The following is a 12,471-nucleotide window of genomic DNA, read 5'->3' on the forward strand; positions in this document are numbered from 1 at the left end:
AATAGACCGGCGCACATGACTCGCTTCACCGTCAACAACCAGCCGGTGCATTACAAGATGGACCCGGAGACGCCGCTGCTCTGGGCGCTGCGCGACGCATCGAACCTCACCGGCACAAAATATGGCTGCGGGACCGGCGATTGCGGTGCCTGTACGGTCGATGTCGACGGTGAAGCGGTGCGATCGTGCCAGATGACGATCGCCAAGGCGGAAGGCACGTTTGTGACCACGATCGAAGGGCTTTCGCGCGACCGCTCGCATCCGGTGCAGGAAGCGCTCATCGCCTCGAACGTTCCGCAATGCGGCTATTGCATCCCGGGTATCGTCATGGCTGCCGCTGCCCTGCTGCGCAAGAACCGCAATCCGTCGGACAGCGATATCCACAAGGCCGTCACCAATATCTGTCGCTGTGGGATCTATCCGCGGCTGGTCGATGCGATCCAGCGGGCGGGACGCATAGCGCGCGGCGATGAAACCATTCCGCCGCCGCCCAGACCCGGCATCGACCCGGCCGAGGCGGCGAAATCGGTGCCCGCGCTCAGTCCCGGCGGCAAGTGAATACTTGCTGGTTGCTTTCAGCCGAATTCAGCCACGGCTCATCGCCGCCATGGCATACCGTATCCACTGACCACCGGCTTGCGCCGGCCAGCGGAGAAACACCATGAAGAAGACCTTTATCCTGGCATTGCTTGCCGCCACGGCATTGGCGCCGGCGACCGCGATGGCCCAGAACCGTCACGACCGCGCGCAGCGTGAGCATCATCAGCGCGCCGACCGTCCCGAACGCCCCGCCCAGGTGCGCCAGCGCGCGAACATTGGCCGCAACGATGCTCGTGTCGAGCGCCGCAATCGGCGCGTCGAACGCCAGGCGCGCCGTGCCGAGCGCCCGCGCACCGTCACTCCGCCCGCCAGCACGGCACCCCGCTCGAACGTTACCGTGCGCAGTGCACGCGAAGCGCGGGCAGGCTCGGCGACCGATCGTTACAACGCGGCGCGGGCGCAGCAGCGCCATGATCGCGAACGTCGCAACTGGGATCGCAACACCCGCCGCGATCAGCAGCGGGCGGAACGCCGCGATCACGACCGCGAGCGCCGCTATCGCCATGACGACCGCAACGATCGCTATCGTCAGGCAGAGCGGCGCTACCAACGCCGCGTGGAACAGGCGCGCAACCGCTACGACTTCCACGACCGGGCGCGCTGGAACCGCAACTGGCGGGAAAATCATCGCTATGACTGGCGCGATTACCGCGCGCAGAATCGCTATGCCTATCGCCTGCCGCGTTATTACGCGCCGCGAGGATATGATTACGGCTATCGCCGCTTTTCGATCGGCCTGACGATCGGGTCGATGCTTTATCAGGATCGCTACTGGATCAACGATCCGGGCTATTACCGGCTGCCGCCGGCCTATGGTCCCTATCGCTGGGTGCGCTATTACAATGACGCGTTGCTCGTCGATGTTCGCGACGGCATGGTCGTCGACGTGATCTACGACATCTTCTGGTAAGATCGCCTGAACGACAGGTGCTCTGGCCCGGCGGCTTCAGGTCGCCGGGCCTCTTGCATTTGGTGCGCAAAAGAGCAGATTGCGCGCGCTATGTTAGGTACCCGCAAGAACAACCCCGCCTCGCCGCTCCGTGCCCAGATCGGGCAGAGCGTTTCTCAACGGCTGGAGGCGAACCCCGGCGTAAAGAAGGCGAAGATCACCGCCGCCGACGTCTATTATTATCCCAATTATCTCAGCGATCGCGACTGCGACATGCTGATCGACAAGATCGACGCCGGCCGGCGCCGCTCGACGCTGCTGTCCGACACGCACGACCCCTATTTCCGCACCAGCGACAGCTGCGATCTCGATCGCTGGTCGCCCGAAATCCGCCCGATCGACGAGCGTATATCCAATCTGCTCGGCATCGACACGGTGAAGGGCGAAACGCTGCAGGGGCAACGCTATGCGCCCGGTCAGCAATTCCGCGCGCACCACGACTATTTCCACACCACCGAAAGCTATTGGGAGCGGATGAAGCAGGAGGGTGGTCAGCGCACCTGGACCGCGATGATCTACCTCAACGATGTCGAAGAAGGCGGCGCGACCTGGTTCCCGCAGGCCGGCATCCGCGTCGCGCCGAAGCGCGGTCTCTTGCTGATGTGGAATAACATGAAACCCGATGGCAGCCCCAACGACCTCACGCTCCATGAGGGCATGGCCGTCGTCAAGGGCACCAAGTACATCGTCACCAAATGGTTTCGCGAGGACGTCTGGCTGAAATAGACTGAACGTCGTGGCCACTGTCCTCAACATCGAAAAGTCGATTCTCGGTCAGCCTTGGCGCTGGCGCGGGCTCGCTGCGGATGCTCGCGATCCGGGATTCGCGCCCGACGATCTCGTCACCCAACTCCTTCTGACGCGGGGTTGCGCGCGCGAGGATCTCGATGCGCATCGCACGCCCAGCATTCGCGGCTTCATGCCCGACCCATCGATTTTCCGAGACATGGACCGCGCTGCGGAGCGGATCGCCGATGCGGTCGAAAAGGGCGAGCAGATCGCGGTGTTCGGCGACTATGACGTCGACGGCGCCACGTCGGCCGCGCTGATGATCCGCCTGCTGCGCGATCTCGGTACCGAAGCGCGCCCCTACATCCCCGATCGCCTGATGGAAGGCTATGGCCCCTCCGGCGAAGCGCTGGTGCGCCTGAAACAGGAAGGCGCCGAGCTGATCGTGACGGTCGATTGCGGCGCGCAGGCATTCGACGCGCTCGACATGGCGCGCGAGGCGGGCGTCGATGTAATTGTCGTCGATCACCACAAATGCGCCTCCGAACTTCCCTTCGCGCACGCACTGGTCAATCCCAACCGCCTCGACGAGGTAGAGGGTGCGGCACATGGCCATCTCGCGGCGGTCGGCGTCGCGTTCCTGCTCGGCGCAGCGATCGTCCGCACGCTTCGCAACCGCGGCTTTTTCGCGAACCGGAAAGAACCGCGCCTGATCGAGCTTCTCGATCTCGTCGCGCTGGGCACCGTGGCCGATGTCGCCGCACTGAAAGGGCTGAACCGCGCATTCGTCGCCCAGGGGCTCAAGGTGATGGCGCAGCGCCGCAATATCGGCATGAACGCGCTGATCGAGGCATCGCGCCTGACCCGCGCCCCCACCGCCAGCGACCTCGGCTTCGCGCTGGGTCCCCGGATCAATGCCGGTGGCCGCGTCGGCCGGTCGGACCTCGGCGTCCGCCTGCTCACCACGCGCGATCCCGAAGAAGCCCGCTCGATCGCTGCCGAACTCGATCATCTGAACGAAGAACGCCGCGCGATCGAAGCCGCGGTTCAGGAAGCCGCCGAAGCGCTTTGTACGACCGGTGGAGGTCACTCCGTGGCGGTTGTCGCCGGACGCGAATGGCATGCCGGCGTCATTGGTATCGTCGCCGGACGGTTGAAGGAAAAATTCGGCCGCCCCGCCATCGTCATCGCGCTCGACGATCAGGGCATCGGAAAAGGGTCGGGCCGATCGATCGCGGGGGTCGATCTCGGCGCGGCGGTCCTCGCGGCAAAGGACAGCGGCCTGCTCCAGGCAGGCGGCGGACACGCGATGGCGGCCGGCCTCACCATCGCCGAAGACGCCATCCCCGCCTTTGCCGATTTCCTCGAGGAATGGCTCTCCGATGCGGTCGCGCGTTCGATCGCCGACCGCGCATTGCTGCTCGATGCGGTTCTCGCACCCGGCGGCGTCAATCCCAGCCTTGTCGAATCGCTCGAAGCCGGTGGTCCCTACGGGATGGGATGGCCCTCCCCGCGTGTCGCCGCCGGTCCTGTGCGCATCATTCGCGCGGATGTCGTCGGCAACGGCCATGTCCGCGCCATCGTCGCAGGCGATGACGGACCGAGCATCAAGGCGATGGCGTTCCGCCAGGCGGAAACCGAACTCGGCCTTGCACTTCTCGGCGCTCCGAAGCACCGCAAGCTATGGCTCGCGGGCCGCGCGAAGATCGACGATTGGGGGGCGAGGCCCGCCGCCGAACTGCACATAGACGACGCCGCCTGGGCCGACTGAAATTTTCTTGCACAGGCGCTTGACCCCGCCAGCGCATTTGCCTAGGTCGCGGCTCCACGCTTCGGCATGGCCCCTTCGTCTAGCGGTCTAGGACGCGGCCCTTTCACGGCTGAAACACGGGTTCGATTCCCGTAGGGGTCACCACCTCCGCCCGGAACTTCCGGGGCTGGCGGTTTTTATGCGATGGCGCCGCCGTCGCCGAGCGGCAAAACCGGACCTCAGTAGTCATAAGCGATTTTCAAGTCTGGACGCACACCAGCGCAACGACGCTGCGCCGCGCACGCTGCACCAAATCGCTGCAAGACATCACATGCGTGGTCCGTGACAGGCCCCCACTCGCTCAAGCCGACTTCCAACTTACCTAATATAAGCGCCTCTTAAGACGACGACTTCATCTCCGCGCCGAATGCTGGCTGCGTGCCGCTCTTCCCGCCCTGTTGGCGGCGGCGAGCGGATCGGTCTGGCGAGCAATATTGCGCAAAGGATTTTACATGAAACGGACCTCGATATTCGTCCTGATCGGCGCCGTCCTGGTGTTCGGCGCGGCGCTGCTGTTCCGGCAGGGCACACCCGACAAAGCCAACGCAAAGCCCGTCGCAGCCCAGCAGCAACAGCAGCAACAGCAGCAGCCTGATCCCGCAGAGGTCGCCGCGGCACGCAAGAAGGTGACCGACGATCCGGTTGCGCCGAAGGTCGCGCCCAAGGGCTATGACGTCACCGTCGTGACCTATACCGACTATCAATGCCCCTTTTGCCGCAAGATGCACCCTGCGCTCGACAAGCTGATCGCGAACGACAAGAAGGTGCGCGTCGTCTATCATGACTGGCCCATCTTCGGCGCCCCGTCGGTCGAGGCGGCGAAACTGGCCATCGCCTCGCAATGGCAGGGCAAGCACAAGGCGTTCGACGACGCGCTGATGCAGATCCAGGGGAAGCTCAGCAGTGAAAAGATTCGCGCCGCCGCCGACAAGGCCGGTGTGAACTGGAACCGGCTGCAGGCCGATCTCAAAAAGCATTCGAGCGAGATTGACGGGCTCCTCGCCCGCACCGGCCAACAGGCCGCCATGATGGGGCTGAGCGGTACGCCGGCGGTCCTGATCGGTCCGTATCTGGTCCCCGGCGCGCTTGATTACGACCAGCTCGTCAAGGCGGTGGCCCTGGCCCGCAAATATCCGAACGGCAACGCACCCGCCGACTCCTGATCGGCCGTGGAACCGAACCAATGGTCATGAAGCTTCTCGTGCGGTTCCTGTCGCTGCTGGCCGCGCTGGCGCCGTTGATCGCGGCGCCGCCGGCCACGGCCCAGATTGGCGGCGGTTCGCGGCATATCGCGGCATCGCTGGAAGTCGCCACGCAGCGTCCCGAGCCGGGAAGCACCACCAGGCTCGTCATCCGGATGACCCCGGAACCAGGCTGGCATGGCTATTGGATCAATCCCGGCGATAGCGGTCTGCCGGTTTCGGTGGACTGGTCTGCGCCGGACGGCGTTTCGTTCGGGACGTTGAAGCACCCGGCGCCGGCCCTTCTCGATATCGGCGGTATTCGCAGCTACGTCCATGAAGGGCCGTTCGCCCTGGTCGGGAACATCACAATACCCGACGCGATGAAAAAGGGCACGACGCTGCCGATCAAGGCGTCGCTGAGCTGGCTGGCCTGTTCGGATACGCTGTGTGTTCCCGAACGCGCCGTGCTCACGGCGAATCTTACGGTCGGCGATGGTGCGCCGTCGGCCGATGGAGCGGCCGCCATTGCCAAAGCCGTGGCACGGTTGCCGAAGCCGCTCCCCGGCGACGCGCACCTGGCGCGCGGCAACGGCACGCTTTCGTTTCTGCTGCCTGCCGCCGCGGGTCTCGACCCTGCAAAAACCCATATTTTCCCGGCGGGCGACGGCTGGTTCAGTGCCGATTCCCGGCAACATGCAAGCCGATCGGACCGCGGCGTCCTGATCCGCGTCGCCACCGAGGGTTCAGCCAAGCCGCCGTTTATCGGCGTGGTTTCGGATGGTTCGAAATCCTACCGCGTCCGCGTCGGGAAAGTCGCCGCTTCGCTTCCGGGCGTCGGCACACCCGCATCGAAAAGCGACACGCGCAGCGACGCGAACGGAAACGGCGCGGCCACAACGAACCTCGAAAGCGGTCGCGAAGCCGGTTCTCCCGAAGCAAAGGCGACTTCCCCCGCAACCGATTCCGCTGCCGGTACCACTGCCGCGCCTGCTGGCGAAAACGGCCCGGCAAACGGACCAATCCTTCTGACGGCACTGCTCGGCGCGATCATCGGCGGATTGCTCCTGAACCTGATGCCGTGCGTATTCCCGATCCTCAGCCTGAAAGCGCTCAGCCTTGCCCGCGCCGGCGCGGACCGCGAGGAAGCGCGCCGCGAAGGACTCGCCTATGCGGCAGGCAGCATCGCCACCGCGCTGGCGCTGGGCAGCGTACTGCTGGCGTTGCGCGCGATGGGGCAACAGGTTGGCTGGTCGTTCCAGCTTCAATCGCCGCATATGATTCTCGTCTTGCTGATCCTGACGACGGCAATCGCGCTGAACCTCGCCGGACTCTTCGAATTTCGCGCACCGTCGCTGTCGGGTGGCGCCGCGATGCAGTCGGGATGGAAAGGCGCCTTCGCGACAGGAGCGCTCGCGGCCATCATCGCCACGCCGTGCAGCGGCCCGTTCATGGCCGGGGCGCTCGGCGCCGCGCTCGTTCTTTCGCCGGGGGCCGCACTCGCGATTTTCGCCGGGCTCGGCTTAGGCATGGCGCTGCCATTCGTCGCGATCGCCTGGATACCTGCGCTGCAGCGTCGCATGCCGAAGCCCGGTGGCTGGATGGAAACCTTCCGCCGCATCCTCTCGCTCCCGATGTTCGCAACCGCCATCGCGCTCGCCTGGGTGCTCGGGCGTCAGACCGGCGTCGGCGGCATGACGATCGGGCTTGTACTCGCGGTGTTGGGCGGTGTGACGCTCTGGTGGTTCGGGCACCGCCAGCGCCGCGGTGCGCGGGCCTGGTACGTTCTGGTTCCGGGTGCGCTTGCGATTGCCGCAGCGATGATGGTCGAACTTCCCGCGCCGCGCGCCGAAGCGGCCCCCGCTGCCGATGCACTGCACGAACCGTTCGATACCGCAAAACTCGCCGAATTGCGCGCCGCCGGAACGCCCGTCTTTCTCGATTTCACCGCCGACTGGTGCATGACCTGCAAGGTGAATGAGAAACTGGCCATCGACACGAGCACGACGCGCCGCGCGTTCCAGCAGGCCGGCGTTGTCACGATGACGGGAGACTGGACCGACGGCGATCCCAGGATCACCCGGTTTCTTGCCGATCATGGGCGCAACAGCATCCCATTTTACCTTTATTATCCGCCGCACGGCGAACCTCGCATTCTGCCGCAACTGCTTTCGCCCGAACTGCTCGCGCGGCAAGCAAAAGGCGATGCCTGAATAGTCTGGCCCGAACACGTCGGATAACGCGGCACCGTTCAGTCGGGTAAGCCCGACGCCGAGCCAATCGACTCACAGCGACCGGGCGCAGACGATCGCCGGTGCAGTTGCAACAAATCGGTCACCCGCGCCGCCTAGGGGGAGCACTCCGCTCCTCCAGCCGTCTTCTTGGAATTTTCCCGATGGACCGTCGCGCGTTTCTGCACAGGATTTCTTCGCTGGCCGCGGCGGGAGCGCTTCCCGCCCCTATCGCCCGCGCGCTCGCCCGGCCTGCGAAACCGCGGACAGGCACGATCCGCGATGTCGAACATGTCGTCATCCTGATGCAGGAGAACCGCTCGTTCGATCATTATTTCGGAACGCTCGCCGGGGTACGCGGCTATGGCGATCCACGCCCGATGCGGCTGCGCAATGGACAATCGGTATTTCACCAGCCCGACCCCGCGGGCGGCGCCGTCCTTCCCTTCCACCTCGACAGCCGAACGACCAGCGCACAACTGCTCAAAAGCCTCGATCACAGCTGGAAGGGCGATACTGCCGAATGGGCCGATTACGATGTGTGGATAAAGCACAAGACGGCCATGTCCATGGGCCATTTCCGGCGCGCCGACATCCCCTTCTATTACGCGCTTGCCGACGCATTTTCGGTCTGCGACGCCTATTACGCCTCGATCCACGGCCCGACCGATCCCAACCGGATGTTCCTGTTTTCAGGCACCAGCGGACTGGCGGCAGGCAACGCCGGGCCACAGGCCGTCTCGAATGCGGATGACGGCAACTGGACGGCCGATGCATCGCGCGACAACGATGCGCAGCCAGGCTATTCGCCGGGAACGTGGACGACCTATGCCGAGCGGTTGCAGGCGGCGGGCATCAGTTGGCGGCTCTATCAGGAATATGACAATTACGGCGACAATTCGCTCGCCTATTTCAGGCAGTTTCGCGGCCTCGACCCGGCGTCGCCATTATACCGGCGCGGTCGCGCCATCGTCCCCGGATCGACGGCGGAAAACGCCGATGACAGCGAGGCAAAACATTTGATCGCCGCCTTCGCCGCCGATGTCGAAGCGGATCGTCTGCCACAGGTCAGTTGGCTGGTCGCGCCGACCAAATATTGCGAGCATCCCGAAGCCCCGCCTGCATATGGCGAGTCGCTCACCTCGCGGATCATCGACGCGCTTCTGGCGCGCCCCGATGTCTGGGAAAAGACCGCCCTAATCATCAACTATGATGAAAATGACGGCTTTTTCGATCATATGCCCGCCCCGCTTCCCGCGACCAACCGCGCGATGGGTTTGAGCAGCATCGATACGCGGGGAGAGGTCTATCAGGGGCAGTCGGTCGGACTCGGCGTCCGGGTTCCGCTGATCGTGGTATCGCCGTGGTCGCGGGGCGGCTGGGTGAATTCGCAGGTGCATGACCATACATCGGTCATTCGCTTTCTAGAGCGCCGCTTCGGCGTGATGGAACCCAATATCACTCCGTGGCGGCGTGCGGTCACCGGCGACCTGACGGGCATGTTCGACTTCGCCGATCCCGATGGCGCCGCGCTTCACGCCTTTCCCGACACGACGGGGTATCTGGAGCGTGTTGCTGCCGAGGCGAAGCTGCCGCCACCCGCCATCCCGGCCCGGCAATCCGTCCCGCGCCAGGAACCGGGTCGCCGCCCTGCCCGTCCGCTGCCCTATGAGCTGGAAGTCGAGGCGGAGGCCCGGGACGACGGGCTGCACTTTCGCTTCGTCAACCACGGTGCTGCAGCCGCAGTCTTCAACGTCTATGCGGATGGCGATGCGGGGCCGTGGTTTTATACGGTGGGCGCAGGCGGTGAACTGACCGATCGCCTGCCTGGCCATCCGGTCGACGGTCGCCACGACATACGCGTCCATGGTCCAAACGGATTTTTCCGCCAATTTGTCGGCGTAATATCGGAACACGATGCCGCCGCGCCGATCGCGACGCTCCGCCGGAAGTCGCAGGACATGCTCGAACTGGCGATCGCCAACCACGGCGAGCAGCCACAAAGTTTCGTGCTCGACGCGCCGACTTATGGCGAAATTGCCGCCGATCGCTTCACCCTGCTTCCCGGCGCACGCCGCCTCGTGAACGTGCCGCTCGCCGCGAACGACCACTGGTACGACCTCCGCCTTGTCCAGCAGAACGCGCACTTCGTCCGCCGCTTTTCGGGGCACATCGAAACGGGGCGTGCCAGTCGTTCGGACCCGGCGCTTGGATAATCCAGAAGCGTAAAACCGACGCCAACCCGCCAAAAACTGCCGCCACCTTCACAAGTCCTTTATCGCCGCCTGGCCAGACAGCCACGCGCGAGGCGTGATCCCTTGCTCATGCGGGGCGGCTCGCGACAATTTTCGGAATGGTCACAGGAATGACCGCGAACCGTCATCGCTGTGAAGCACTCACCCCCCAATGCGGCGCCGCACAAACATCGCCGCCGACAGCGGCGCACCAGGGAGCTCACGCAATGACATTCGGCAAGTCGTATCTTTGTTTCACTGCAAGCCTGTTGGCGCTCGCGGTTCCGGTCGCGGCGCACGCGCAGAGCACCACAGGTACGACAAATGCCGATGCGGCTACCGTGAACGCTTCCGATACTGCTTCCACACCGTCGACCGATATCGTCGTGACGGGGCAGGCGACCACCTACAACAATTCCGAAGTCAGCAAGGAAATGCTGATGCAGGTGCCGCCGCTCACCGGCCCGCTTTCGGCGATCAACAAACTGCCCGGCGTCAATGTCAACGAAGGCGACACGTTCGGCTTTGACGACTGGTCCGCAGCGGTCGAAATCCGCGGCTTTCAGGACAATTTGAACGAACAGCAGATCGGCATGACCATCGACGGCATGCCCAACGGCAATTCGAACTATGGCGGCGGTTCCAAGGCCAACCGGTATATCGATTCGATGAATATCGGCGGAATCGCCGTCGCTCAGGGCACCAGCGACATCGCGTCGCGATCGACCGAGGCGCTGGGCGGTACGATCGACTACCGCACGAGCGATCCGCTCGACACGCAGCGGATGCGCGTATCGGGGTCGCTGGGCCAGTTCCAGTCGAAGCGCGCCTATGCCCGTTACGACACCGGCCTGTTGTTCAACGACCAGTTCAAGGCCTGGATTTCGGCTTCGCATCAGGAAGCGACCGACTGGGTGAACGGGTCGGCGGGCAATCGTCGCGACAATATCGCGGCCAAGATCCAGGCCGATCTCGGCAGCGTCAAACTCACCAGCTACGGTTCTTACGATGACGCGGTCGAAAACAATTACCAGCGGCTCTTCAGCGCCGCCGACTATGCCGCCGACCCGCATTGGGACCAGTTGATCGGAAACTGGACCGGCGTGCCCTATGTCGACCAGCTTTACCGCCCGGCCTGGGGAACGCTGCGCACCAACTATTTCGCCTATCTGAAGGCCGATGCACGGCTGAGCGACACGTTCAACCTCCACCTCGGCGGCTATTATCATCACAATAACGGGCGCGGCGACTGGGCGCCTCCCTATCTCGTCGACGTCCATAATGACGGCGCGGGAAATCCGCAGAGCGAATATACCGGCGGCGTGACCTACAAGGGCGGCGCGCCTCTCGGCACCTTCGTCTATGTCGACTCCAACGGCGCTGCGCTTTCGCCCGCCGACGGATGCACGTCGACCATCACCTTCCCCTATGGCGGCGCGGGACCGAAGTACGATCCTTCCTGCTATCCGGCCGGTGCGATCCCGGTGCAGTCCTACCGCAATACGGTCTACAAGAAGCGGCGGCTTGGCTTCACCGCCGATTTCGACTGGGAAACGCAGCTCGGAGCCGCCGACAATTTGCTGCGCGGCGGCGTCTGGTACGAAGATACCCGCCGCACCGAATCGCGCGAATGGCACAAGGTTATCGACGCGCGCATCGGCGACAATTGGGACCGTCAGCCCTATTGGATCCAGTATAGCCGCGTCTATCCGCAGACCGTGTTCAAATGGTATGCGGAAGATCAGGTCACGCTTGGCAGCCTGACGCTCACCGGCGGGTTGAAGCAGTTCTCGACCACCCTCAAGCGCAACGATCTGTTCGGTGAATCGAGCAACATCTCGGTCAATTCGAAGTCGAAGGTGCTGCTGTCCGGCGGCGTCCAGTGGCGCCCCGCAGTTCGCGGTCTGGAATTCTTCGCGGGCTATGCGGAAAACTTCAAATCGCTCAGCGACAACCTGCTCGAGGTTTCGACGACCGATTTCACCCGGCTCAAGCCCGAAACGGCGCGCAATATCGACGCCGGCGTCCGGTACAACCACCACGGCATTTCGGCCTCAGCGACCTTTTTCGACATCAAGTTCAACAACCGCGTGGTCTATCTCGCGCCGGGTGCGACGGGCGGTCCGAATTATCTGAATCCGCTCGACGGCAGCTATTTCAACGCCGGTGGTATCAAGAGCCGCGGTGTCGAACTGGCGGCGAATGTTCACCTGTTGCCGACGCTGGCGCTGTACGGGTCGTACACCTACACCGACTCGACCTATCTCGGCACCGGCGCCACCGAAATCGACCTTGCCAACAACATCTACCCCGGCACGCAGGTCACCGGCATTCCCAAGAACATGTTCGTCACCTCGCTCGACTGGCACAACGGGCCGTTCCGCGCGGGAATTTCGGGCAAGTACACCGGCTCGCGCTATGTGAATTACCGCGCCGACGCGAATGGTCAGGTAAATCTCGCCAATAGCTGGAAGGCCGACGGGTATTTCCTCGCCGACCTGTATGTCGGGGTTCGCGGCGAACGGATTTCCCAGACGCTCAAGGGCATGGAGCTGACGCTCAACGTCAACAATCTGCTCGACAAGGACTATCTGGGCGGCATCTCGGGCGGCGGTGCCTGGATCGGTGCACCGCGCACCACCGTGCTGACCGCCACGTTCGACTTCTGACGAACGCCCGCATTGCGGAGACGAAGGGACCGTGTCGGAGATTATCTCCGGCGCGGTCTTCTTCCTGT

General features: G+C 64.0%; 8 protein-coding genes and 1 tRNA gene. All 9 read left to right on the plus strand.

Annotated elements, in window-relative coordinates; genetic code table 11:
- Positions 1 to 15: 15 nt before the first annotated feature.
- Complete coding sequence (locus tag J7S20_RS03985; protein ID WP_284052930.1) at positions 16 to 558, plus strand: (2Fe-2S)-binding protein; 543 nt, start codon at positions 16 to 18, stop codon at positions 556 to 558.
- A gap of 103 nt (positions 559 to 661) precedes the next feature.
- Entirely contained in the window at positions 662 to 1,510 is an 849-nt protein-coding gene (locus J7S20_RS03990; protein ID WP_284052931.1) for an RcnB family protein, read from the plus strand.
- A gap of 90 nt (positions 1,511 to 1,600) precedes the next feature.
- Positions 1,601 to 2,275 (plus strand): prolyl hydroxylase family protein, encoded by a 675-nt coding sequence (locus J7S20_RS03995; protein ID WP_284052932.1) that lies wholly within the window; start codon positions 1,601 to 1,603, stop codon positions 2,273 to 2,275.
- Positions 2,276 to 2,285: 10 nt separating this feature from the next.
- Positions 2,286 to 4,049 carry a single-stranded-DNA-specific exonuclease RecJ gene (gene recJ, locus J7S20_RS04000; protein WP_284052933.1) on the plus strand — a complete coding sequence of 588 codons (1,764 nt, stop codon included), beginning with the start codon at positions 2,286 to 2,288 and terminating at the stop codon, positions 4,047 to 4,049.
- A gap of 68 nt (positions 4,050 to 4,117) precedes the next feature.
- Positions 4,118 to 4,193, plus strand: a tRNA-Glu gene (locus J7S20_RS04005).
- 347 nt (positions 4,194 to 4,540) lie between these two features.
- On the plus strand, positions 4,541 to 5,251 hold the full coding sequence (locus J7S20_RS04010; protein WP_284052934.1) for a DsbA family protein: 711 nt from the start codon (positions 4,541 to 4,543) through the stop codon (positions 5,249 to 5,251).
- 20 nt (positions 5,252 to 5,271) lie between these two features.
- The gene (locus J7S20_RS04015; protein ID WP_284052935.1) at positions 5,272 to 7,482 is read left to right on the plus strand and encodes a protein-disulfide reductase DsbD family protein; all 2,211 of its coding nucleotides are present in this window, start codon (positions 5,272 to 5,274) and stop codon (positions 7,480 to 7,482) included.
- Positions 7,483 to 7,664: 182 nt separating this feature from the next.
- Positions 7,665 to 9,716 carry a phosphocholine-specific phospholipase C gene (locus tag J7S20_RS04020; protein WP_284052936.1) on the plus strand — a complete coding sequence of 684 codons (2,052 nt, stop codon included), beginning with the start codon at positions 7,665 to 7,667 and terminating at the stop codon, positions 9,714 to 9,716.
- Positions 9,717 to 9,961: 245 nt separating this feature from the next.
- A complete protein-coding gene (locus J7S20_RS04025) occupies positions 9,962 to 12,403 on the plus strand; it encodes a TonB-dependent receptor domain-containing protein (protein WP_284052937.1) in 2,442 nt (813 codons plus the stop codon).
- Positions 12,404 to 12,471 lie beyond the last annotated feature (68 nt).

This window comes from Stakelama marina, assembly GCF_018122655.1.
GTDB classification, from domain to species: Bacteria; Pseudomonadota; Alphaproteobacteria; order Sphingomonadales; family Sphingomonadaceae; genus Sphingomonas; species Sphingomonas marina.